Source organism: Streptomyces sp. NPDC029122, from assembly GCF_055569445.1.
The window spans coordinates 105,413-127,837 of record NZ_JBVHWK010000004.1; the positions used below are offsets into that span (position 1 = coordinate 105,413).

A 22,425-nucleotide genomic window follows, 5' to 3' on the forward strand; every position below is an offset into this window, starting at 1 on the left:
CCTGGTAGCCTGGGTGGCTGTGTCTCGCATGCCCTCTCAGCAGACGGGACACAATCCGGAAAATACTCTGAACCTGAAAAGGCTCTTTCGTGGCGAACATCAAGTCCCAGATCAAGCGGAACAAGACCAACGAGAAGGCTCGCCTTCGCAACAAGTCGGTCAAGTCCGAGCTGCGCACCTTCATCCGCAAGGCCAACGAGGCGATCCTCGCCGGCGACGCGGAGAAGGCCACCGCTGCGGCCCGCCTGGCTTCCAAGAAGCTGGACAAGGCCGTCTCGAAGGGTGTCATCCACAAGAACGCCGCCGCCAACAAGAAGTCGGCGCTGGCCTCCAAGGTTGCCGCCATCTGAGTTCCGCACTCGATGTGAACGCCGGGACGGACCCAGCGGGCCCTCTCTTCCGCTCCTGACCGGCACCCCGCGCCGCACGCGGCCTGCGTTCGCCACGCGGGTGCGGCGCACACAGCAGTGACCGAAGGCCCCGGCCTCCGCCCTTCCCCAGGGCGGTGTCCGGGGCCTTCGTGTGTCGGTGCCCGGGCGGCTGGTGCCCCGGGAGCGGGGGGAGTGGCGCCGCGCCGGGGCGTGAGGGGGGGTCAGCGGCGCTGGGGGCGGGCCGCGCGGGCGACCGCCACGACCGCCTTCTCCAGGGCGTACTCCGGGTCGTCCCCGCCGCCCTTCACACCCGCGTCGGCCGCGGCCACGGCGCGCAGCGCGTCCGCGACGCCGTCCGCCGACCAGCCCCGCATCTGCTGCCGGACCCGGTCGATCTTCCACGGCGGCATGCCGAGGTCCCGGGCGAGGTCGCCCGGACGGGCCCCGCGCGGGGCGGAGGCGAGCTTTCCGATGGCCCGGACGGCCTGCGCCAGGGCGCTGGTGATCAGGACGGGGGCGACGCCCGTCGCGAGGGACCAGCGGAGGGCTTCGAGGGCCTCCGCGGCCCGGCCCTCGACCGCCCGGTCGGCGACCGTGAAGCTGGAGGCCTCGGCCCGGCCCGTGTAGTAGCGGCCGACCACGGCCTCGTCGATGGTGCCCTCGACGTCCGCGCACAGCTGCGCCGCCGCGCTCGCCAGCTCGCGCAGGTCGCTGCCGATCGCGTCGACCAGGTTCTGGCACGCCTCGGGGGTCGCGGAGCGCCCCAGCGTCCGGAACTCGCCGCGCACGAACGACAGCCGGTCCGCCGCCTTGGTCATCTTCGGGCAGGCGATCTCGCGGGCACCCGCCTTGCGCGCCGCGTCCAGCAGGCCCTTGCCCTTGACCCCGCCGGCGTGCAGGAGGACGACGGTGATCTCCTCGTAAGGATCGGCGAGGTACGCCTTGAGCTCCTTCGCCGCGTCCGCGCCCAGGTCCTGGGCGCCCCGCACGATCAGGACCTTCCGCTCGGAGAACAGCGAGGGGCTGGTCAGCTCCGCCAGCGTGCCGGGCTGGAGCTGCTCGGAGGAGAGGTCCCGTACGTCGGTGTCGGCGTCGGCCGCGCGGGCGGCCGTCACCACCTCCCGCACGGCGCGGTCGAGCAGCAGGTCCTCCTGCCCCACCGCGAGGGTGATCGGGGCGAGCGGATCGTCGGTGGGGTTCTTCCTGGTGGCCATCGCCCCCAGCATCCCACGCCGCACTGACAGCGCCCCGCGCCCGGTACCCGAGAATGGTCGGGTGAACGTGCGACATGTACTGGTCCTGCCCGACCGCGACGCCGCCGAGGAGGTGGCCCAGGAGGTCGTCGACCGCTTCGGCCTCCCGGAGGAACCCCAGCTGGTGCGCGACGCCCTCGCCGGCGAGGACGACGCCGAGGACGCCCAGTGGCTGGTGGTCGTCGAGGACCCCCGCGGACACCTCGACGCCCCCGCGCTGGACGAGCTCGCCGCCGCGTACGAGGGCTGGCTGGAAGCCCCGTAGGACGGCGCGCCCGCTCCCTACGCCTTGTGGACGATCTGTACGTCCAGCTCCACTTCCACGCTCGGCCCGATCGCCGCGATCCCCTGGGCCAGCACCGACTGCCAGTTCAGGGCGAAGTCCGCGCGGTTCAGCTCGGCCGTGGCCCGGCAGGCGGCTCGCGGCTCGCCCTCCAGACCCGTGCCGTTGCCCAGGTACTGGGTGTCGAGGGTGACCGAACGGCTGACCCCGTGGAGGGTGAGGGCCCCGGCGACCGCCCAGCGGCTGCCACTGCGGTGGATGAACCGCTCGCTGTAGAACTCCACCCGCGGGTGGCGGGGCGCGTCCAGGAAATCGGCGGACCGCAGGTGGTCGTCCCGCCTCCGCATCCCGGTGTCGATGCTCGCCGTGTCGATGATCACGTGCATGGTGGAGTCCTCCATGCGCTCGGCTATCCGCACCGCGCCGGCGAAGGTCGCGAACCGGCCGTGGATCCGGGCGAAGCCCATGTGCCGGGCCGTGAAGGCGATCGACGAATGCGTCGGGTCCAGTTCCCAGTGTCCGGGCTGCGGCAGCAGCGGCGGCTCCACCGCGTCCAGGACGATCTCCGCCGTGCCGGGCTGCGCCGGGTCCCCCACCAGCGTCGCCCCGTGGAAGGGCGCGTAGCCCTCGGCGGTCACCGAGAGCCGGTACTCGCCCTCCGGCATGGCCGCCGTGAACCCGCCGTACGGATCGGTCTCCCCGCTGACGACCCGTCGGCCGATCGGATCGGTGACCTCGAACTTGGCCTGCCGGATCGGCTGGTGGACCGTATCGAGCACCCGGCAGCTCAACAGCCGCGCCGTGGGCGGCAAGGTGAGCGTCGCGGATGTCTGCGGCCCGGCACCCGCTGCCGGATCCGTCCCCCGCCTGCGACCGAACATGACTGGTGCACCCCCGTGCTGTGTGGACTTGGACCGTGCTGGCGAAGACGCATTCGATCATGCTGTCGGGTTGGGGGCAAACAGAATGGTCGCGCCCGGTATGCCCAGGCCGGTCCGGGCGCCGCCTGGCCGGAAACGCACGCATCCCCGCACCGCTCCCGGCGACCGCCACGGAACCGTCCTCATCGGTGCGCAGCACGGTCGCCCCATGGGCTCTGAGCTGCGCGATCGTCCTCGGCGCGGGGTGTCCGTAGCGGTTGTCCGCCCCGACGGGGACGATCGCGATCCGTGGCCGGATCCGGCCCTGGAGGCCGGGGTCCTGGTGCGCCGAACCGTGGTGGGCGACCTTGAGCACGTCCACCGGCCCCAACTCCGGATGCTCCCTCAGAAGGGCTTCCTGGGACGGCGGTTCGAGATCTCCCAGCAGCAGGAGCGTCAGCCCCGAGGCGCGCACCAGCAGGGCGACGCTCGCGTCGTTGGGCCCCTGCGGCCGCGGACCCGTCGCGGACGGCCACAGCACCTGCCACTCCAGCCGCCCGGTCCGGCGCCGCTCCCCCGGCACCGCCGGCACGACGGGCACCCCCGCCCGCGCGGCCGCCCGCCGGACCGCGGCGGCCTGTGCGGGGGGCTCCTCAAGGGTGGTGGTTTCGATCACACCGACGGACCGGCCCCGCAGCACCCCGGAAACCCCTCCCACGTGGTCGGCGTGGAAGTGCGTCAGCAGGAGCAGCGGGATCCGGTTCACGCCCAGGGCGCGCAGGCAGTCGTCCACCGGCCCCGGTTCCGGCCCGGCGTCCACCACGACGGCCGTACCCGGACCGGCGGCGATCACGGCGGCATCACCCTGGCCCACGGCGCACTGGACGTAACTCCAGTCCGGCGGCGGCCATCCGGTGACCGTACGGATCAGCTGCGGCGGCCGCAGCACCGCGATCAGCAGCAGCACCGCCACGGCGGCGCAGACCCCGCGCCGCCGCCCGAACCGGAACCCGAACCCCACCGTGGCCAGCGTGACCACCCCCAGCAGCAGCCCGCCCCCGAGCCCGCCCGGCCAGGGCAGCTCCGCCCCCGGGAGCCGCGCCCCGCCCCGCGCCACGGCGGCGATCCACCCGGCGGGCACCGCCGCGCACCGGGCCAGCAGCTCCGCCGCGGGCATGCACAGCGGGGCCACCGCGAGGACCGCGAAGCCGAGCACGGTGGCGGGGCCCGCCGCCAGCTCCGCCAGCAGGTTGCAGGGCACCGCGACCAGGCTCACCCGGGCGGAGAGCACCGCCACCACCGGCGCGCACACGGCCTGCGCCGCGAGGGCCGCCCCCAGGGCGTCGGCGAGACGCGGCGGCGTCCCCCGCCGCCGCAGGGCCTCGCCCCAGCGGGGCCCGAGGGTGAGCAGCGCCCCGGTGGCCAGCACCGAGAGGAGGAACCCGTAACTGCGCGCCAGCCACGGGTCGTAGAGCACCAGCAGCAGCACGGCCCCGGCCAGCGCCGGGATCAGGGACCTGCGCCGGCCGGTGGCGAGGGCCAGCAGGGTGACCGCCCCGCACGCGGCGGCCCGCAGCACGCTCGGGTCGGGCCGGCACACCACCACGAAGGCCAGCGTCAGAGCCGCGCCGCCCAGCGCGGTGGCCCGCAACGAGAGCCCCAGCCGAGGAGCGAGCCCGCGCCGCTCGGCGTGCTGCGCGCGGGCCGGGGGCCCGATCAGCAGGTAGAGCACCACGGTGAGGTTGGACCCGGAGACGGCCAGCAGGTGCAGCAGGTCGGTGGCCCTGAACGCCTCGTGCAGCTCGGGCGGGACCCGCGAGGTGTCCCCGACCACCAGGCCCGGCAGCAGGGCCCTGGCGTCCACCGGAAGCCCGTCGGTGGCCTCCCGCAGCCCGGCGCGCAGCACCCCCGCGAGCCGCTGCACCCGGTCGGGGCCGCCCGTCACCCCGGGCGGGGCGTCCCCCGCCGGGCGGAGCAGCGCCACGGCCCGCTCCCCGGCCCGCGCCGGCGCCAGCCTGGCCACCACCACGACCCGGGTCGAGGGCTCCAGAGCGGCCCACCCCGGATGCCCGGCCAGCACCCGTACCGGGGTCTCCACCCGGGTCCGCGTCCCGTCGGCCCCGCTCACCCCGGTCACCACCGCGTCCAGCACCACCAGCGGCGGCCCGGCCCCGCCGCGGGCCACCCGGGGGTCGGAGCCGACGGTGAGCTCCGCGCGCACCCGGGCGTGTTCGCCGGCCAGCCGGGCCACGGGCCCCGCCCGCGCCCCGGCACGCTCCAGCCCGGCCACCCCAGCCCCCGCGGCGGCGCACAGCAGCGCGGCGGCCACGGCCGGTCCGACCCTCCCCCGCGGCTGCGGCCGCCTGGAGCCGACCAGCAGCAGCACCCCCGCCGTGGCCACCGCGAGCCCCGCCCCGGCGGCGCTCCACCCGCCCGGCACCCCGAGTGCCAGGGCCGCCGCGGCCCAGGCCGCCCCGGCCGGCACCGCCAGCCGCAGATCCACCGGCCCCGCCCGCCCGCGCCGAGCCCCCTCCAGCGCGGCACACCCGGGCCCGGCGCACCCGGGCGGCCCACCACAACCGGGGGCGCACCCCGGCCCCGTACGCTCCCCGGCGGTGCTCACAGCCGCACCAGCCTTCGCAGCTCCGCGAACCTCCGCTCACCGATGCCGTTGACCTGCCGGAGGTCCTCCACGGCCCGGAACCCGCCCCGGGCGGTGCGGAAGTCGACGATGTTCCGGGCGAGCACGGGCCCCACCCCGGGCAGCCCGTCCAGCTGCTCGACCGTGGCGCTGCCGAGGCTCAGCGGACCGGCACCGGACCCGCCCCCCGCGCCCGCACCCGGCCCACCCGAGGGCGGCGGCTGCGGGGCGACCCCCACCAGCACCTGTTCGCCGTCCACGAGGACCCGGGCCCGGTTGAGCCCGGTGGTGTCCGTGCCCGGCCGCACTCCCCCGGCGGCGGCCAGCGCGTCCTCCACCCGGGAGCCGCTGGGCAGCCGCCGTACACCGGGGTCGCGCACCTTGCCGCTGACGTCCACCACGATGCGGGCACCCGCACCGGCCGGCGCCGCGCCCGCCGCCGCGGCCGGAGCGGCGGGCGCCGGGCCGATCACGGCCGGGGCCGTCACCGGCTGCGGCCGGCCCGACCAGTACTGCTGGGCGGCGAAGCCGACCGCCGCCGCCAGCACCACCACCACGGCGGCCACCGTGCGCGGCTCCACCCCGCACCGGGCCTGAACCCACACCGGCATCCGCTCCCGCAGAGCCAGCCCCCGCGCCTCCCGGGCCCCCAGCACCCGCACGGAGTCGGGCCCTTCCCCGGCCCCCGGCACCGCCACGCGGTCCGGCACCTCCTCGGGCTCCGGCACACCCACCGGCTCCCCGTGATCCGGCGGATCCGCCCCCCGCAGGGAGGCTCCGGGCTCCGGCTCGGAGGGCGCGGGTGTGACACCCGTCAGAAGGGCCTCGGCCCTGCGCCGCACCTCGGCGGGATCGGGCCGGGACCGGGTGCGGCCGCGGTCCCGGAACCTGCCGTCGGACCGGCGCCCCCTCCCGGGCCCACTGCCACCGCCAGCGCCACCGGCCGGGGAGGAAGCCCCGACGCGACGCGGGGCGAGACGTGAAGCGGGACGCAAGACAGCACCCGACACGGGATCCACGGCAGGACCCGACGCAGAACCCGCCCCGAGGCCAGAAACGGAATGTGAAATGAGATGCGAAGTACGCGTTCGAAGAGTCATGCCACCGAAGCTAGGACCGATCCCGGACCACCGCTCGGAGCCCTCAATTCCGGTGGATGACCGGCCCGTTGTGGATAACCCGGCCACCCTTCCGGGTGATCAGCGGGGTGAGACGACCGCGGCCAGCAGCCCCGGCCCGGTGTGCGCGCCGATCACCGCGCCGACCTCGCTGACGTGCAGCTCGACCAGACCGGGGATGCGTTCGCGCAGCCGCTGGGCCAGCTTCTCGGCCCGCTCCGGGGCGGCGAGGTGGTGGACGGCGACGTCGACGCTGCGCGCCCCGGCCCGTTCGACGGCCAGCTCCTCCAGCCGGGCGATGGCCTTGGAGGCCGTGCGTACCTTCTCCAGCATCTCGATCCGCCCGCCGTCCAGCGTCAGCAGCGGCTTGACCGCGAGCGCCGAGCCGAGGAGGGCCTGCGCGGCCCCGATCCGGCCGCCGCGCCGGAGGTAGTCGAGGGTGTCCACGTAGAAGTAGGCCGCCATGTCCGCGGCCCGCTTCTCGGCGGCGGCCACGACCTCGTCGGCGGAGCCCCCGGCCTCGGCCGTCTCCGCGGCGGCCAGGGCGCAGAAGCCGAGGGCCATGGCGACCATGCCCGTGTCGACGACGCGGACCGGCACGGGGGCGGTCCGGGCCGCGACGACGGCGGCGTCGTAGGTGCCGGAGAACTCGGCGGACAGGTGCAGGCTGACGATGCCGGTGGCACCGGCGTCCGCCGCGGCCCGGTAGGCCCGTACGAACTGCTCCGGGCCGGGGCGGGAGGTGGTGACCGAGCGGCGCTTCTGCAGGGCCGCGGCGAGGCTGCGGGCGGAGATCTCGGTCCCCTCCTCCAGTGCCTCGTCGCCCAGGACGACGGTCAGGGGGACGGAGGTGATCCCGTGCCGCGCCATCGCCTGCGGGGGCAGGTAGGCCGTGGAATCGGTGACGATCGCGACATGGCGGGACATGAGCCGGAGGTTACCGCCAGAGGAGGTGTTCCGGCAGCCCGGGCACCCCCCACGCCCCGGACCGCCCTCCGCTCAGGTGGTGGCCTCGGGCCTCGGGGTCTTCTGCCAGGGGTAGGCCGCGGCCGGCGCGGAAGGGTTCAGCTCCGGACGCCCCGATTCCGCCGACCGCCCCGCTTCCGCGGCCCGCTGCGAGGGCCCCGACGGCCGCGCGTCCCGCTGGGCACCCGTGGTGGCGTCCGTGGCGGCGTCCGGCCCGGCCTGGGCCGTCTGAGCCGCGTCCCAGGCGGCCGCGGCGGCCGCCAGGTCGTCGGCGGGCTCCCGGGACCAGTCGCGCAGCGCGCCCGACTCGACCTCGATCTGCTCCGAGAGGAGCGCCAGCTCGTCGTCCGCGAACCGCTGGGCGCGGTCGCGCGCGGCCCAGCGGAGCGAATCGGCCGACTGCTTGATCTTGAGGGTGCGCTCCCGCAGCTCCGGCAGGCGCTCCGCGATCCGCTTGCGGTCGGGCTCCTGCTCCAGGCGCTTCAGCTCGTCGTCCAGCTCGTGGCCGTGCCGGCTCAGCCTCTCGAAGAGGGCGATGGACTCGCTCAGCGAGCTGTCCGCCCGCACGCCCTGGTAGAGGGCGGCCTGGGTGGCGCGCATCGAGTTCCGCAGGTCCAGGCGCAGCTGGGCGAGCGACCCGGTCACTCCGGGCTGGGCGATGCTCCTGGCCTTCAGGGTGGTGTCCTCCACCGTCCGGCGGGCCTGCGTGATCGTCCGGTCCACGCCGCGCTTCGCCGCGCCGACCGCCTTGACCGTGGCCCAGGCACCCAGCCCCAGGAAGGCGAACAGCACCACCAGAGCAAAGATGATGATCAACGCGCCTACCTCCATGAGGTTCCCTTCCCCGGCCTGTTCCCGACCCCTCCACCGTAAACGCCGAGGGCAGGCCAGGGGTTCCCGTCGAACCCCCAACCTGCCCGTACGGGATCTCCCCCATGGAGGCCGTGAAACGGCCGCACGGGGAGTTCCGGCCGGCTCAGACGACGATGTTCACCAGCTTCGGCGCGCGCACGATCACCTTGCGGACCTCGGCGCCGCCCAGGGCCGCGACGACACCCGCGTCGGTGGTGGCCAGCTGCTCCAGCTCGGCTTCCGAGATGCTCGGCGGCACCTCCAGACGTGCCTTGACCTTGCCCTTGACCTGGACGACGCAGGTGACCGTCTCGTCCACGACGTACCGCGGGTCGGCGACCGGGAAGTCCTGGTGGACCACCGAGTCGGTGTGGCCCAGGCGGTGCCACAGCTCCTCCGCGATGTGCGGCGCCAGCGGGGCGACCAGCAGCACCAGCCGCTCGGCGACGGACCGCTCCAGCGGGCGGCCCGCCTTGGTCAGGGTGTTGTTCAGCTCGGTGATCTTCGCGATGGCCGTGTTGAAGCGCAGGCCCTCCATGTCCGAGCCGGCCCCGTCGACGGCCTTGTGCAGGGCCCGCAGGGTGGCCTCGTCGGGCTCGCCGTCGACGACGGTGACCGCGCCGGTCTCCTCGTCCACGATGTTGCGCCACAGGCGCTGGAGCAGGCGGTACTGGCCGACGACGGCGCGGGTGTCCCACGGACGCGAGACGTCCAGCGGACCCATCGCCATCTCGTACAGGCGCAGGGTGTCGGCGCCGTACTCCGCGCAGATCTCGTCGGGCGTGACGGCGTTCTTCAGGGACTTGCCCATCTTGCCGTGCTCGCGCTTGACGGGCTCGCCCTGGTAGAAGTAGCCGCCGTCGCGCTCCTCGACCTCGGCCGCCGGGACGTACACACCGCGCGCGTCGGTGTACGCGTACGCCTGGATCATGCCCTGGTTGAAGAGCTTGTGGAACGGCTCGGCCGACGACACGTGGCCCAGGTCGAACAGCACCTTGGACCAGAAGCGGGCGTACAGCAGGTGCAGCACGGCGTGCTCGGCGCCGCCCACGTACAGGTCGACGCCGCCGTGCGGCGCGCCCTCGCGCGGGCCCATCCAGTACTGCTCGATCTCCGGGTCCACCAGGGCCGAGGCGTTGTTCGGGTCCAGGTAGCGCAGCTCGTACCAGCAGGAACCGGCCCAGTTCGGCATGGTGTTGGTCTCGCGGCGGTACCGCTTGACGCCGTCGCCCAGGTCCAGCTCCACGTTGACCCACGCCTCGTTGCGCGACAGCGGGGTCTCCGGCTTCGACGTGGCGTCGTCGGGCTCGAAGGTGCGCGGCGAGTAGTCCTCGACCTCCGGCAGCTCCAGCGGCAGCATCGACTCGGGCAGGGAGTGGGCGACGCCGTCCTCGTCGTAGACGATCGGGAAGGGCTCGCCCCAGTAGCGCTGGCGGCTGAAGAGCCAGTCGCGCAGGCGGAAGTTGACGGTGCCCTCGCCGATGCCGCGCGACTCCAGCCACGCGGTGATCGCGGCCTTGGCCTCGGCGACGTCCAGGCCGTCCAGGGAGACGCCCTCGCCCACGGAGTTGACCAGCACGGCGTCGTGCGCGACGAACGCGTCGTCCCACTCGGCCGGGTCGGTGCCGCGCCCGTCGGTCGGGGCGACCACGCAGCGCATCGGCAGCTCGAAGGCGCGGGCGAACTCGAAGTCGCGGGCGTCGTGCGCCGGAACGGCCATGATCGCGCCGGTGCCGTAGCCCATCAGGACGTAGTCGGCGATGAAGACGGGGACCTTCTCGCCGCTGACCGGGTTGACCGCGTACTCGCCGGTGAAGACACCGGTCTTGTCCTTGGCCTCGGCCTGCCGCTCGACGTCCGACTTGGAGGCGGCCTGCTTGCGGTACGCGGCCACGGCCTCGGCGGGGGTGGCGTACCCGCCGGTCCACACGTCGTGCGTGCCCTCGGGCCAGACGGCCGGGACGAACTTCTCGACCAGCGGGTGCTCCGGCGCCAGGACCATGTAGGTGGCGCCGAACAGCGTGTCGGGGCGGGTCGTGAAGACGGTGATGGCCTCGTCGCCCAGCGCGAAGTCGACGCGCGCGCCCTCGCTGCGGCCGATCCAGTTGCGCTGCTGCAGCTTGATGGCCTCGGGCCAGTCCAGCGCGTCCAGGTCGTCCAGCAGGCGGTCGGCGTAGGCCGTGATCCGCATGTTCCACTGGCTCAGCCGGGACTTGAAGACGGGGAAGTTGCCGCGCTCGGACCGGCCGTCCGCGGTGACCTCCTCGTTGGCCAGTACGGTGCCCAGCCCCGGGCACCAGTTGACGGGCGCGTCCGAGGCGTAGGCCAGGCGGAAGCCGTTCAGCACGTCGGCGCGCTCGGCGGCGGTCAGGCCGGCCCAGGCGCGGCCGCCGGGGACCTCACGGGTGCCGTTCTCGAAGGCGGCGACCAGCTCGGCGATCGGCCGGGCCCTCTTCGCGTCGGCGTCGTAGTAGGAGTTGTAGATCTGCAGGAAGATCCACTGGGTCCACTTGTAGTACTCGGGGTCGATCGTGGCGAAGGACCGGCGCTTGTCGTGGCCCAGGCCCAGCCGGCGCAGCTGGACCTTCATGTTCTCGATGTTCGCCTCGGTCGACACGCGCGGGTGGGTGCCGGTCTGGACGGCGTACTGCTCGGCGGGCAGGCCGAAGGCGTCGAAGCCCAGGGTGTGCAGGACGTTGCGGCCGGACATGCGCTGGTGGCGCGCGTACACGTCGGTGGCGATGTAGCCCAGCGGGTGGCCGACGTGCAGGCCCGCACCGGAGGGGTACGGGAACATGTCCATGATGAACTTCTTGGGCCGGGCGACGACGGCCGGGTCGCCGGCCAGGTCACCGGTCGGGTTCGGCGCCTCGTAGGTGCCCTCCGCGTCCCATACGTCCTGCCAGCGTGCCTCGATGTCGGCGGCCATGGCAGCCGTGTAACGGTGCCCCTCGGCCGCCTCGGGGGCCGGGGTGTTCGTCTCGCTCATGATTCCTGAAGCTCCATCGATCGTCTCTGCCGTCTCTGCCTGCCCAAACGAAAAAACCCCTCGCACAGGAGGGGACGCCGCGCCGATGCCGACCGTCTCGAAGGGTCGGTACTGATCAGCGCGGCTCGGTAAGCAGAAGGCGTACGGCACGCATGGCGTCAGGGTACCGCAGCGGCCCCCACGGGCGCTCGGACGTTCCACGGGCCGGGCACGACGAGAAGCGGGCCACCCGGATCGGGTGGCCCACTTCTTCACTGTGGAGCTAAGGAGAATTGAACTCCTGACCTCCTGCATGCCATGCAGGCGCTCTACCAACTGAGCTATAGCCCCTTGCTTCTCTCTGCCGCCGGGCCCCTTCTCGGTTTCCCTTGCCGGTTCCCCCTGGCGACATCGAGAACATTACACGGTCATGGCCCCAGTCCAAAAATCGGTTTCCCCGGGCTCTTCCACGAGCCCTTCCGGGGCTCCGACGCCCGCCCATCCTGCCCGTTTTGGCCGATTAACCCCGAGTCGATTCGACCCGAGCCGATCCGTTCCGATCCGTCCGATCCGCCCCGAGCCGTCACGCACGCGCGAACTGGTAGAACCGCTTCAGCGTGCAGTGCTCGTCGAGCAGGCGGCCGTAGATCGGCTCGCCCTCCAGCTCCCGGTACGTCTCGATCGGGTCGCCTTTTATGATCAGCGCCCGCGCGCATTCCTCGCACCAGTACTGGTAGTCGGGGTTGACCGGTTCCATGTCCCGCACGATCGGCGTGCCGTTGTTGCACCAGTCGCACCGCCGCCGGTGTGCACCCATCCGTCAGCGACTCCCTCCCGCGTCGGGCCGTCGTGTCCCCCTCCGGCCGTCCGATTCTGCCACGTCGGCAGCGAACGGGGCAGCAAGCGCACAAAGGGGAACAAACGCAAGGATCCCGCCCCCTGTTGGGGACGGGATCCTGATTGTGGAGCTAAGGAGAATTGAACTCCTGACCTCCTGCATGCCATGCAGGCGCTCTACCAACTGAGCTATAGCCCCGCTCTCCGCGGCGTTCCCCCCGTTTCCGGTGTTCTTCGCTGCGAACAAGAAGAACTCTAGCTTGTGACCAGCCGGAAAGTGAAATCCGGGTCCGGGCCGCCCCGCGGGACACCGCGGAGGCCTCAGTCGTCGTCGCCGAGCACCGGCTCCGGCAGCGTGCCGGCGTTGTGCTCCAGCAGGCGCCAGCCGCGCGCGCCCTCACCGAGGACGGACCAGCAGCAGTTGGAGAGCCCGCCCAGGCCCTCCCAGTAGTACGCCTCCAGGCCCAGCAGGCGCCCGATGGTCGTACGGATGGTGCCGCCGTGACTGACGACGACGAGCGTTCCGCCCTCGGGCAGCCGGTCCGCGTGGCTCAGCACCACCGGCGCGGCGCGGTCGGCGACCTCGGTCTCCAGCTCGCCGCCACCGCGGCGGACGGGCTCGCCGCGCTTCCACGCCGCGTACTGCTCGCCGTACTTCTCGAGGATCTCCTCGTGGGTGAGCCCCTGCCACTCGCCGGCGTACGTCTCGCGCAGCGACTCGTCGTGTGACACCGGCAGGCCCGTGACGGCGGCCAGCTCGGCGGCCGTGTCCGCGGCCCGCCGCAGGTCGGAGGCGACGATGGCGTCCGGTTTCAGCGAGGCGAGCAGCCGGGCGGCGCGGCGCGCCTGCGCCACACCCGTCTCGGTCAGCTCGATGTCCGTCGAACCCTGGAACCGGCGCTCCAGGTTCCAGGCGGTCTGGCCGTGCCGCCAGAGGACGATCTTCCTGCCGGGCCGGCCGGCAGCGGTGGTGGGCGCGCTCAGAACAGATCACCGTCCAGTTCGTCGTCCCCCCGCGCCTCGCGCAGCTTGGCGTGCTCCTCGGCCTTGCCGAGGGTGAGCTTGGCGTCCTCGGGGAGCTCGATCTCGGGGCAGTCCTTCCACAGGCGCTCCAGCGCGTAGAAGACGCGCTCCTCGCTGTGCTGGACGTGGACGACGATGTCGACGTAGTCGAGAAGGATCCAACGGGCGTCGCGGTCGCCCTCGCGGCGCACCGGCTTGGCGCCGAGCTCCTTGAGGAGGCGCTCCTCGATCTCGTCGACGATCGACTTGACCTGGCGGTCGTTGGGCGCCGAGGCGAGCAGGAAGGCATCGGTGATCGACAGCACGTCGCTGACGTCGTACGCGATGATGTCGTGCGCGAGCCGGTCGGCCGCCGCCTGGGCGGCGGTGGTGATGAGCTCGATGGAGCGGTCCGTGGCGGTCACTGGCCATGCTTTCGGGTTGGCGGGCAGATCCCTACAAGGGTCTCACGTACCGCCGCCACCGCCCGCGTGCAACGGTCCGCGCGGGCGGAATCACCAGGTCAGGACGGGTTGTAGTCCTTCCCCAGCACCACCACGACGTCCGCGTTGACCGCGTTCTCGGCCTTCTTCACGGCCGTCTCCGGCAGCCCCAGCGTCTTGGCGACGTCGACGGCCCGGTCCCGCTGCGCGTCGTCCTGGTACGTGATCCGCGTGGTGGCGGCCGTCGCGTCGGCCCTGCCGCCGTCCACGAAGCCGTAGCCCCCGTTGAGCAGCGCGGCCTTCGCCGCGACCTGCGCCTTCTCGTTGCCGGTGGCGTCCTTGAGACCCACGCGCGGGACGGCGCCGGGCTGGGCCGCGGTGAAGGAGCCGCCGAGGATCTCCTTGACCACCTTCCGGTTGGCCTCGTCGGTCAGGCTTCCGTCCGGCTTCACGCCCAGCACCTCGGTGCGGTACGCCGCCCCCTTGGCGCGCTCGCCGATCCGCGACAGGAGCCCGCCGAGGTTCTGGGCGTCCAGCCCCGGGTCGAGGATCTGGCCCATGCTCTCCACGGTCGTGGCCGCCGCCTTGGGGTCGCCCGGGATCTTGCGGAGGACGGCGTAGAGCACCCTGCCGGTGCGCTCCAGCTGCCTGGCCTCCGGTTCGCCCGGACCCCGGTGCGTGGCGTACGCGACGGCCATCGCCCCGGTCAGGCTCTGCCGGGGTCCCAGCGCCACGGCCGGGGTCCTGGCCTGCTCGTCGGCCGGGACGGCCGCGTCGGTGTCCACCTCGATGCCCCCGATCAGCTCGACGAGCCGTTCCAGGAAGGGGGTGTCCAGGCGCCAGGTGCCGCCGATGCGGGTGCCGAGCACGGTGTCGAGGGACTCCCGGGTGCCGAGGCCGCCCTCCTCGACGGCCTTGCCGAGGGAGGTCCCGGTGCCGTCCTGCTTGGGCACGCCGAGGGTGTTGGGGATCAGGACGGTGGCACCGCGCGCGGTGGTGACGTTGTCCACGAGGAGGGCGGTGGAGCTGCCGCCCCGCTTGGTGTCGTGGAGGTGCACGACGATCATGTCGCGCTTCTGCGCCCCGGTGGCGGCCGCGGCGTCCTTCCGCTGCCCGGGGCCGTCGAGGAAGGGCAGCTTGCCCGCGTACCAGAGGCAGCCGAGCCCGCCCACGGTGAAGAGGGCCAGGACGACGACCAGGGCGACGCCCCGGTTGCGGCCGCGGCGGCGGGCCTCCTCGCGGCGCTCGGTCCGGCTCTCGGTGAAGGCGAGCCAGTCGATGACGTCCTCGGAGTCCTCGTCGGGCCGGTCGATGAAGGCGAACTGCTCCGTGCGGTAGTCACGGCCGGCGCCGTGGCCGTCCGGGCTCTCGGAGGGGGATCCGGCGGGCGCGGCCCGGCGCGGTTCGGGGACCTGGGCGGGCGGTGCCGGTGCGGGTGGTGCCGGGGCCGGCGGCTGCTGGGGGGCCGTCTGCTGCGGGATCCACTGCCGGGCCTGCTGGGTGTCGTACCCGGGGGCGGGGGCCTGCGGGTACTCCTGCTGCGGGTAGGGGTCGTACCCCTGCGGCGGCGGGTAGGGCTGCTCGTACTGCGGGTACTGCTCGTACTGCTCGTACTGCGGGTACTGCTCGTACTGCGGGAACTGGCCGTACGGGGGCGGGGCGGGCGGTTCGGGCCGCGCGGCCGCCTGGCCGTACACGGGCCTGCCGTACGGGTCGTAGCCGATGAGCTGCTGCTGGGCGGCGTACGGGTCGTACGGATCCTGTGGGTCGTTCACCGCGGTGCCCCTCTCTCCGGAAGCTCAGGCTCCCCGGTACAGCTCGCGCTTGTCGATGTAGCGCACCACACCGTCCGGAACCAGATACCAGACCGGGTCGCCGTGGGCGACCCGCGTACGGCAGTCCGTGGAGGAGATCGCGAGCGCGGGCACCTCGACCAGCGAGACCCCGCCTTCGGGCAGTCCGTCGTCGGTGAGGACGTGGCCGGGCCGGGTCACTCCGATGAAATGGGCGAGGGAGAACAGTTCGTCCGCGTTGCGCCAGGTCAGGATCTGGGCGAGGGCATCGGCACCGGTGATGAAGAACAGGTCGGCGTCGGCGTTGAGAGCGCTCAGGTCCCGCAGGGTGTCGATGGTGTACGTCGGGCCGCCGCGGTCGATGTCGATGCGGCTCACGGAGAACTGCGGGTTGGAGGCGGTCGCGATGACCGTCATCAGGTAGCGGTCCTCGGCGGGCGACACGGCCCGCTGCGACTTCTGCCACGGCTCGCCCGTGGGTACGAAGACCACCTCGTCGAGGTGGAAAAGGGCGGCCACCTCACTGGCGGCCACCAGGTGTCCGTGGTGGATCGGGTCGAACGTCCCGCCCATCACTCCGAGCCGGCGCTTGACCGGGCCCGTAGGCATTTCCTGCTCTCCCATGAGCGCAGAGCCTACTGGCCCGGTGGCACGCGCGCGGAGGCCCGGTACAGAAGGGAACCCGGCTCAGCGGTCGCGGTTCAGGCGGGTGGTCACCCAGAGCATGAGCATCAGGATGACGAACGCGCCGCCACCGGTCAGGTACGGGTTCAGGCTGTCGTGGCCGCCGCCGTGCTTCCCCCCTTCCTCCGCGGCGAGGACGACCAGGTTGTGGGCGGTGGTGGAGAGGCTCATCAGGCAGGTACCTATCGAGTCGGGGAGCGGGCGGAGACTTCCCTCACATCGTATGCGGGGGCCCGGGGCACGCTCACGCCGACTCAGGCGTTGGACGAGGATAGAGGCACGTCACCACAGCCGACCCAGGGGGAGGGCCCATGACGGACACCGGATCCGTGAAGACACCGGCACGCGAGCGCAGGAGGTACCCGGGGATTTCCTCGCGGGCGTACGAGCACCCGGCGGACCGCTCGGCGCTGGTCGCGCTGCGCCGGCTCGCCGGTTTCGACACCGTGTTCAAGGCGCTCAGCGGGCTGCTCCCGGAGCGCAGCCTGCGACTGCTGTTCCTGTCGGACTCGGTACGGGTGGGCGAGACCCAGTTCCCGCACCTGCACGAGATGCTGCGCGACGCCTGCTCCATCCTGGACCTGGAGAAGGTCCCCCAGATGTACGTCCAGCAGGACCCGAAGCCCAACGCGATGTGCATCGGGCTGGACGAGCCGATCATCGTGGTCACGACCGCGCTGGTGGAGCTGCTGGACGAGGAGGAGATGCGGGCGGTGGTGGGCCACGAGGTGGGCCACGCGCTGTCCGGGCACTCCGTGTACCGCACGGTGCTGCTGTTCCTGACGAACCTGGCGCTGAAGGTGGCGTGGATCCCGCTGGGCAATGTGGCGGTCATGGCGATCGTCACCGCGCTGCGCGAGTGGTTCCGCAAGTCGGAGCTGTCGGCGGACCGGGCCGGACTGCTGGTCGGGCAGGACGTCAACGCCTCGATGCGCGGCCTGATGAAGATCGCGGGCGGCAACCACCTCCACGAGATGAACGTCGACGCCTTCCTCGCCCAGGCCGAGGAGTACGAGGAGAGCGGCGACCTGCGCGACTCCGTCCTGAAGATCCTCAACGTGCTTCCGCGCACCCACCCCTTCACCACGGTGCGGGCGGCCGAGCTGAAGAAGTGGTCCCAGAGCCGGGACTACCAGCGGATCGTGGCCGGGCACTACCCCCGGCGGGACGAGGACAAGGACACCTCGGTGACCGACTCCTTCCGCCAGTCCGCCTCGCACTACGCGGAGTCGGTGCGCACCAGCAAGGACCCGCTGATGAAGCTGGTCGGCGACATCGCCGGCGGCGCGGGCGACCTCGGCGGGAAGCTGCGCGACCGGTTCGCCGGCCCGGGCGGCGCCGCCCGGGACTCCGGCGGCTCCGGCGACGCGAAGGGCTCTACGGAGCGGGACTGACGGAGGCCGGCGGGGGCGGCTGCGGCAGGGCCCGCGGGCTGCCCTGCGCGTCGGGCCGGGCCAGTACGCCGCACAGCCCGGCCGTGCGCCTGGGCTGACCGGTGGCGTACGGGTCGCTCGCGGGCGGGCCCACGGTGGTCGGCCCGGCGCCGGCCGGCAGGGGGCGGAAACCCCCGGCGGGCTCGCTCGCGCAGTCCTGCGGCCCGGCCATCACGTACGCCGAGGACACCTCAGCCCGGCGGGCCGTGAGGTCCTCCCGGTCGAAGCGCAGGCGCAGCTCGCGGCGGACGGTGAACAGCGAGGCCCCGTCGTCGGCGGGCGGGCCGGCCGCCGGCCGTACGGCGTACACGAAAGTGTGATCGGTGCTCACCTCCAGCACCCTCGGGTTCAGTTCCCGGAAGGTGAGGGTGCCGTTCACCCGGACGCGGCTGTCGGCCGCGACGGCGGTGCCGGGGTCGAAGCGGACCAGCCAGCCGGTGGCGGCATGCCGGCCGTCCCCGGAGGGCGAGGCCATGCTCTCGTCGAACTGCGCGAGCTGCCCGGGGTCGAGCAGGACCCGCACGGGGCGGGAGGCGGCGCCGGAGAGCACGTCCGGGTCCAGCGAGGACTGGACCAGGTAGTCCTTGGCGATGGACAGGGCGGCGACGACCTGGCCCTCGGTGAAGTGGTGCGTGCGGCGGACAGCCGGCAGGGTGATCCCGGCCGCGCCCACCCGGTATTCGGCGGCCGGGCTGTTCGCGTAGAGGTCGGCCGGGCGGCCGCCGGGCACCGGGGCGGCCGGCGCCAGGGGGACGACGGTGCTGTTCAGCGGTTCGGCCTCGCCGCCGGGCGGAGGGACGTACGGGTTGCGCAGGCCCATGTAGACGGCGATCGCGAAGGCCGTGGCGATGAGCAGAACGAGCAGCATCCCCTGGCGGGCACCGCGGGCCGGGGTGCCGGTGCGCGGCCGGGCGGAGCCGCCGCCGGACCAGATGGAACGGCTGCGGACGGCCCGCGCGTGCTCGCCCATGCGTTCCTGGGCGGAGAACTCCTGGAGCCGGGCAGCACGGACGAAGTCCTCGTCGAACACCACCGAGCGGTACTCGTCCGGGCGCAGTTCGTCATCACCCCCGCCGGCGCCTTCGGGGGTGCCGTTGGGCGGATCTCCTGGAACGGCCATCGCTTCTCCCGCTGTCCCCGCTTCAGAGAAGCCCCCAGCTCCGGCGTGAACGAGTGGGGTCGTACCTTCAGGGTTGGCGGCCGACGGGGTGCGTAAACGCGCCGACGCCGGTGACTTCCCTGAGCGGGGTACTCGCCGGAGCCGGTGCGGGGTCCTGGTCGGCGGAGGCACTGCGGTAGACGGCGCTGAAGGCCAGCGCGACCATGCCGAGCCCCATCACCACGGCGAGCACCCAGGCGACCGGGCGCAGCCAGGGCGAGCGGCCGCGGTAGGGGCGCATGGCTCCGCCGTACGCCCCGTACGGGCCTTCGGCGTAGCCGTGGCCGTACGGGCCGGACTCCCATCCGGGGTCGTCGAGGCCGTACCCGTCGGGGTGACCGTAGTCGTCGTCGGCCGCCCAGCCCCCGGCGACGCGGGCGGCCTCGGCCTCGGCGCGCGCCCGGTCGGCCGCGCGCTGGCGCTCGGCCGCGCTCGGTTCATGGATCTCTGCGTTCCGGACGAAGTCCTCGTCGAACACCACGGAGGCGAATGCGTGATCCGCGCCTCCGCGGTCGTCGTCGGGCTCCCCGTCGTCCGGGAACGGTTTGCCCCCCACGTCGTCCGGCACGGAACCAGCGTAGACCTGGGGGGCCGCTTTGGGCAGGGTGTGAGCCTGATTCCGGCCACACCGTGTCCCGAGTGCGACTACCGTACGTGACCGTCCCCGGTGACGATGTACTTGGTGGAGGTGAGCTCCGGGAGCCCCATCGGGCCCCGGGCGTGCAGCTTCTGGGTGGAGATCCCGATCTCCGCGCCGAAGCCGAACTGGCCACCGTCGGTGAACCGGGTGGAGGCGTTCACGGCGACGGTGGTCGAGTCGACCAGCTGGGTGAAGCGTCGGGCGGCGGCCTGCGAGGTGGTGACGATCGCCTCGGTGTGGCCGGAGGTCCAGCGGCGGATGTGGGCGACGGCGTCGTCGAGGGAGTCCACGACGGCGGCGGCGATGTCGTACGACAGGTACTCGGCGGCCCAGTCCTCGTCCGTGGCGGGCAGCGTGGTGGCCTTGGTGCCCTCGGCGGCGGCCAGCACCCGGTCGTCGCCGTGGACGGTCACGCCGGCGTCGGCGAGCGCGTCCAGGGCGCGCGGCAGGAACGCGGCGGCGATGTCACGGTGCACGAGGAGGGTCTCGGCCGCGTTGCAGACGGAGGGCCGCTGGGCCTTGGAGTTGATGAGGATGTCCACGGCCATGTCGAGGTCGGCTTGGGCGTCGACGTAGACGTGGCAGTTGCCGGTACCGGTCTCGATGACGGGAACGATGGACTCTTCGACGACGGTCTTGATGAGGGAGGCACCGCCGCGCGGGATGAGGACGTCGACGAGGCCGCGGGCGCGCATCAGCTCGCGGACGGAGTCGCGGGACTCGCCGGGGACGAGCTGGATCGCGTCGGCGGGCAGGCCGGCGCCCTCGATGGCGTCGCGGAGGATCGCGACGAGGGCGGTGTTCGAGGCGTAGGCGGAGGAGCTGCCGCGCAGCAGGACGGCGTTGCCGGACTTCAGGCAGAGGGCGGCGGCGTCAACGGTTACGTTGGGGCGGGCCTCGTAGATGATGCCGACGACGCCGAGGGGGACGCGGATCTGCCGGAGGTCGATGCCGTTGGGGAGGGTGGAGCCGCGGACGACCTCGCCGACGGGGTCGGGGAGGGCCGCGACGTCGCGGACGTCCGAGGCGATGGCGCGGACGCGCTCCGGGGTGAGGGTGAGGCGGTCGATGACGGTCTCGCTGGTGCCCGCGGCGCGCGCCTTGTCGGTGTCGACGGCGTTGGCGGCGACGATCTCGGCCGTACGGGCCTCCAGCGCGTCCGCGATGGCCAGCAGGGCGGTGTCCTTGGCGGACCGCGGGAGTGGCGCGATGGCGGCGGCGGCGGTGCGGGCCGCCTGCGCGGTGGCGGTGACGGGGGAGGTGGCGGTGGCGTCGTCGAGCGAGGTCATGCGGCCCAGGGTAATCCCCGCGGCCCCTGGCTCCGCCGCCCTTCCCATCCCCCGAGACGGCTCCCCCCACACCCCGCTCGCCCGCCCGGCCCCACCCTCGTGCGGCGAACGCCCCCGGCGGCCCCGCCCCGGCACCGCCGGACGGAGTCCGGCGCAGCGGCGCGAAGCCGGTGAGGCGCCCCAGCGCCGCACCGCGCGAGCGGCGCGTCTAGTAGGGGTGCACCCCGACGGGGTGGGCCGGGGGCGGGCCGTAGCCTTCGGCCACTCGCTGGTGGTAGGTGGGGCGGTCGATGACCTCCAGGCCGACGATCTCCCACGGCGGCAGCTGCGCCGAGGAGCGGTGTTCGCCCCAGAGCCGCAGCGCGACGGCCGCCGCGTCGTGGAGGTCGCGGGCCTCCTCCCAGTAGCGGATCTCCGCGTGGTCGTCGGCGTACCGGCTGGTCAGCAGGAAGGGGTGGTCGTGCGCGAGCTGTTCCAGCCCGCGCCGCACCTCGGAGAGGGGCGCCGGTTTGCCGGAGACGCTCAGGGTGATGTGCCACAGCCGGGAGGTCTCGGCCCGCTCGTCCCCGCCGCCGCCCACGCTGGTCAGCGCTCGTCTCACCAGCCCGCCTCCTGTCTGCGCCACGCGTGTCCACCCCACACAGTTGACCAGTCCCCGGCCCGCCGCGCGGCGGTTTTGCCGAACCTCAGCCCTGGAGCAGGACCAGATCGTCGCGGTGGACGACCTCCCGCTCGTACGCGGGTCCGAGCTCCCGCGCAAGCTCGCGGGTGGAGCGGCCGAGGAGCCGCGGGAGTTCCTTGGCGTCGAAGTTGACCAGGCCCCGGGCCACGGCGCGGCCGTCGGCGGCGCGCAGCTCCACCGGGTCGCCGGCGCTGAAGTCGCCTTCGACGGCGGCGATGCCGGCGGCGAGCAGCGAGCTGCCGCGTTCGGTGACCGCGCGTACGGCGCCGTCGTCCAGGACGAGGTGGCCCTGCGGGGTCGACGCGTGCTGGAGCCAGAGCAGCCGGTCGGCGGAGCGGCGGCCGGTGGCGTGGAAGTGCGTACCGGTCTCGCGGCCGGCCAGCGCGTCGGCGGCGTGGCTGGCGGAGGTCAGGACCACCGGGATCCCGGCGGCCGCGGCGATCCGCGCGGCCTCGACCTTGGTGACCATGCCGCCGGTGCCGACGCCCGCCTTGCCGGCGCTGCCGATGGAGACGTGGGCGATGTCCTCGGGGCCGCGTACCTCCGCGATGCGGGTGGTGCCGGACAGGGACGGGTCTCCGTCGTACAGCCCGTCGACGTCGGAGAGGAGGACGAGGAGGTCGGCGCGGACGAGGTGGGCCACCAGGGCCGCCAGCCGGTCGTTGTCGCCGAAGCGGATCTCGTCGGTGGCGACTGTGTCGTTCTCGTTGACCACCGGCAGGGCGCCCATGTCCAGGAGCTGGTCCAGGGTCCGGTAGGCGTTGCGGTAGTGGGCGCGCCGGCTGGTGTCGTCGGCGGTCAGGAGGACCTGGCCGACGCGGACGCCGTAGCGGGCGAAGGAGGCCGTGTAGCGGGCGACGAGGAGGCCCTGGCCGACGCTGGCGGCTGCCTGCTGCCGGGCGAGGTCCTTGGGGCGGCGGGCCAGGCCGAGCGGGGAGAGGCCGGCGGCGATGGCTCCGGAGGAGACCAGGACGATCTCCTTCTCGCCGCCGCTGCGGGCCTTGGCGAGTACGTCGACCAGCGCGTCCACCCGGTCGGCGTCGAGTCCGCCCGCGGCGGTGGTCAGGGAGGAGGAGCCGACCTTGACCACGATCCTGCGGGCGTCCACGACACCTTGCCTAGCCGTTGACACGTCTTTCCCCTCACCGAAC

Annotated in this window: 20 protein-coding genes, 2 tRNA genes and 1 pseudogene; 3 read left to right on the plus strand and 20 right to left on the minus strand. The window is 73.4% G+C overall.

Annotation, left to right across the window (positions count from 1 at the left end; genetic code table 11):
- The first annotated feature begins 89 nt into the window (after positions 1-89).
- A complete protein-coding gene (gene rpsT, locus ACZ4WZ_RS07065) occupies positions 90-350 on the plus strand; it encodes a 30S ribosomal protein S20 (protein WP_030030523.1) in 261 nt (86 codons plus the stop codon).
- 242 nt (positions 351-592) lie between these two features.
- On the opposite strand, the gene holA is transcribed toward rpsT, so the two are convergent.
- Positions 593-1,585, minus strand: coding sequence for a DNA polymerase III subunit delta (holA, locus tag ACZ4WZ_RS07070; RefSeq protein ID WP_467886161.1), 993 nt, complete (start codon positions 1,583-1,585; stop codon positions 593-595).
- A 61-nt stretch (positions 1,586-1,646) separates the two neighbouring features.
- On the opposite strand from holA, the gene ACZ4WZ_RS07075 reads away from it, so the two are divergent.
- Complete coding sequence (locus ACZ4WZ_RS07075; protein ID WP_467886163.1) at positions 1,647-1,889, plus strand: hypothetical protein; 243 nt, start codon at positions 1,647-1,649, stop codon at positions 1,887-1,889.
- 17 nt (positions 1,890-1,906) lie between these two features.
- On the opposite strand, the gene ACZ4WZ_RS07080 is transcribed toward ACZ4WZ_RS07075, so the two are convergent.
- From ACZ4WZ_RS07080 to ACZ4WZ_RS07145, 14 genes and pseudogenes are all read right to left on the minus strand, one after another.
- Complete coding sequence (locus ACZ4WZ_RS07080; protein ID WP_467886165.1) at positions 1,907-2,788, minus strand: YceI family protein; 882 nt, start codon at positions 2,786-2,788, stop codon at positions 1,907-1,909.
- A gap of 136 nt (positions 2,789-2,924) precedes the next feature.
- Positions 2,925-5,303: pseudogene (locus tag ACZ4WZ_RS07085) on the minus strand (ComEC/Rec2 family competence protein); the annotation flags it as partial.
- Positions 5,304-5,386: 83 nt separating this feature from the next.
- Entirely contained in the window at positions 5,387-6,136 is a 750-nt protein-coding gene (locus tag ACZ4WZ_RS07090) for a ComEA family DNA-binding protein (protein WP_467886168.1), read from the minus strand.
- A 471-nt stretch (positions 6,137-6,607) separates the two neighbouring features.
- The gene (locus tag ACZ4WZ_RS07095; RefSeq protein WP_467886170.1) at positions 6,608-7,453 is read right to left on the minus strand and encodes a DegV family protein; all 846 of its coding nucleotides are present in this window, start codon (positions 7,451-7,453) and stop codon (positions 6,608-6,610) included.
- Positions 7,454-7,525: 72 nt separating this feature from the next.
- Complete coding sequence (locus ACZ4WZ_RS07100; RefSeq protein WP_467886172.1) at positions 7,526-8,323, minus strand: hypothetical protein; 798 nt, start codon at positions 8,321-8,323, stop codon at positions 7,526-7,528.
- Positions 8,324-8,468: 145 nt separating this feature from the next.
- Positions 8,469-11,333 carry a leucine--tRNA ligase gene (leuS, locus tag ACZ4WZ_RS07105; RefSeq protein ID WP_467886174.1) on the minus strand — a complete coding sequence of 955 codons (2,865 nt, stop codon included), beginning with the start codon at positions 11,331-11,333 and terminating at the stop codon, positions 8,469-8,471.
- 257 nt (positions 11,334-11,590) lie between these two features.
- Positions 11,591-11,663: transfer RNA gene (locus tag ACZ4WZ_RS07110), tRNA-Ala, on the minus strand.
- Positions 11,664-11,895: 232 nt separating this feature from the next.
- Positions 11,896-12,129 (minus strand): hypothetical protein, encoded by a 234-nt coding sequence (locus ACZ4WZ_RS07115; protein ID WP_007264019.1) that lies wholly within the window; start codon positions 12,127-12,129, stop codon positions 11,896-11,898.
- A gap of 146 nt (positions 12,130-12,275) precedes the next feature.
- Positions 12,276-12,348: transfer RNA gene (locus tag ACZ4WZ_RS07120), tRNA-Ala, on the minus strand.
- 122 nt (positions 12,349-12,470) lie between these two features.
- Entirely contained in the window at positions 12,471-13,133 is a 663-nt protein-coding gene (locus tag ACZ4WZ_RS07125; protein ID WP_467886608.1) for a histidine phosphatase family protein, read from the minus strand.
- On the minus strand, positions 13,130-13,576 hold the full coding sequence (rsfS, locus tag ACZ4WZ_RS07130) for a ribosome silencing factor (RefSeq protein WP_467886177.1): 447 nt from the start codon (positions 13,574-13,576) through the stop codon (positions 13,130-13,132). The genes ACZ4WZ_RS07125 and rsfS overlap by 4 nt, the downstream gene beginning before the upstream one ends.
- Before the next feature lie 98 nt (positions 13,577-13,674).
- Positions 13,675-15,369, minus strand: a complete 1,695-nt coding sequence (locus tag ACZ4WZ_RS07135; RefSeq protein ID WP_467886180.1) for a LytR C-terminal domain-containing protein — start codon at positions 15,367-15,369, stop codon at positions 13,675-13,677.
- 24 nt (positions 15,370-15,393) lie between these two features.
- Complete coding sequence (gene nadD / locus ACZ4WZ_RS07140; protein WP_388938962.1) at positions 15,394-16,011, minus strand: nicotinate-nucleotide adenylyltransferase; 618 nt, start codon at positions 16,009-16,011, stop codon at positions 15,394-15,396.
- Between the two features lie 63 nt (positions 16,012-16,074).
- Positions 16,075-16,242, minus strand: coding sequence for a hypothetical protein (locus ACZ4WZ_RS07145; protein WP_467886183.1), 168 nt, complete (start codon positions 16,240-16,242; stop codon positions 16,075-16,077).
- Between the two features lie 140 nt (positions 16,243-16,382).
- Between ACZ4WZ_RS07145 and ACZ4WZ_RS07150 the strand changes: the two genes are divergently transcribed.
- Positions 16,383-17,465, plus strand: coding sequence for a M48 family metallopeptidase (locus ACZ4WZ_RS07150; RefSeq protein ID WP_467886185.1), 1,083 nt, complete (start codon positions 16,383-16,385; stop codon positions 17,463-17,465).
- Here ACZ4WZ_RS07150 and ACZ4WZ_RS07155 read toward each other — a convergent pair.
- From ACZ4WZ_RS07155 to proB, 5 genes are all read right to left on the minus strand, one after another.
- Positions 17,449-18,624: an SCO2583 family membrane protein gene (locus ACZ4WZ_RS07155; protein ID WP_467886188.1), complete on the minus strand. Its 1,176-nt coding sequence runs from the start codon at positions 18,622-18,624 to the stop codon at positions 17,449-17,451. The two genes, ACZ4WZ_RS07150 and ACZ4WZ_RS07155, sit on opposite strands and share 17 nt — an antisense overlap.
- Before the next feature lie 67 nt (positions 18,625-18,691).
- Positions 18,692-19,231 (minus strand): SCO2584 family spore wall biosynthesis protein, encoded by a 540-nt coding sequence (locus ACZ4WZ_RS07160; protein WP_467886191.1) that lies wholly within the window; start codon positions 19,229-19,231, stop codon positions 18,692-18,694.
- 77 nt (positions 19,232-19,308) lie between these two features.
- Positions 19,309-20,592, minus strand: coding sequence for a glutamate-5-semialdehyde dehydrogenase (locus ACZ4WZ_RS07165; protein WP_467886194.1), 1,284 nt, complete (start codon positions 20,590-20,592; stop codon positions 19,309-19,311).
- A gap of 208 nt (positions 20,593-20,800) precedes the next feature.
- Positions 20,801-21,196, minus strand: a complete 396-nt coding sequence (locus tag ACZ4WZ_RS07170) for a hypothetical protein (protein WP_467886610.1) — start codon at positions 21,194-21,196, stop codon at positions 20,801-20,803.
- A gap of 82 nt (positions 21,197-21,278) precedes the next feature.
- Positions 21,279-22,406 (minus strand): glutamate 5-kinase, encoded by a 1,128-nt coding sequence (gene proB / locus ACZ4WZ_RS07175; protein WP_467886197.1) that lies wholly within the window; start codon positions 22,404-22,406, stop codon positions 21,279-21,281.
- Positions 22,407-22,425: the final 19 nt, after the last annotated feature.

Bases quoted from the DNA above. Each gene is read 5' to 3' on its own strand.
- holA (WP_467886161.1), bottom strand. From the start codon at position 1,585: ATGGCCACCAGGAAGAACCCCACCGACGATCCGCTCGCCCCGATCACC.
- ACZ4WZ_RS07080 (WP_467886165.1), bottom strand. From the start codon at position 2,788: ATGTTCGGTCGCAGGCGGGGGACGGATCCGGCAGCGGGTGCCGGGCCG.
- ACZ4WZ_RS07095 (WP_467886170.1), bottom strand. From the start codon at position 7,453: ATGTCCCGCCATGTCGCGATCGTCACCGATTCCACGGCCTACCTGCCC.
- ACZ4WZ_RS07100 (WP_467886172.1), bottom strand. From the start codon at position 8,323: ATGGAGGTAGGCGCGTTGATCATCATCTTTGCTCTGGTGGTGCTGTTC.
- leuS (WP_467886174.1), bottom strand. From the start codon at position 11,333: ATGAGCGAGACGAACACCCCGGCCCCCGAGGCGGCCGAGGGGCACCGT.
- ACZ4WZ_RS07115 (WP_007264019.1), bottom strand. From the start codon at position 12,129: ATGGGTGCACACCGGCGGCGGTGCGACTGGTGCAACAACGGCACGCCG.
- nadD (WP_388938962.1), bottom strand. From the start codon at position 16,011: ATGGGAGAGCAGGAAATGCCTACGGGCCCGGTCAAGCGCCGGCTCGGA.
- ACZ4WZ_RS07145 (WP_467886183.1), bottom strand. From the start codon at position 16,242: ATGAGCCTCTCCACCACCGCCCACAACCTGGTCGTCCTCGCCGCGGAG.
- ACZ4WZ_RS07150 (WP_467886185.1), top strand. From the start codon at position 16,383: ATGACGGACACCGGATCCGTGAAGACACCGGCACGCGAGCGCAGGAGG.
- ACZ4WZ_RS07155 (WP_467886188.1), bottom strand. From the start codon at position 18,624: ATGGCCGTTCCAGGAGATCCGCCCAACGGCACCCCCGAAGGCGCCGGC.
- ACZ4WZ_RS07165 (WP_467886194.1), bottom strand. From the start codon at position 20,592: ATGACCTCGCTCGACGACGCCACCGCCACCTCCCCCGTCACCGCCACC.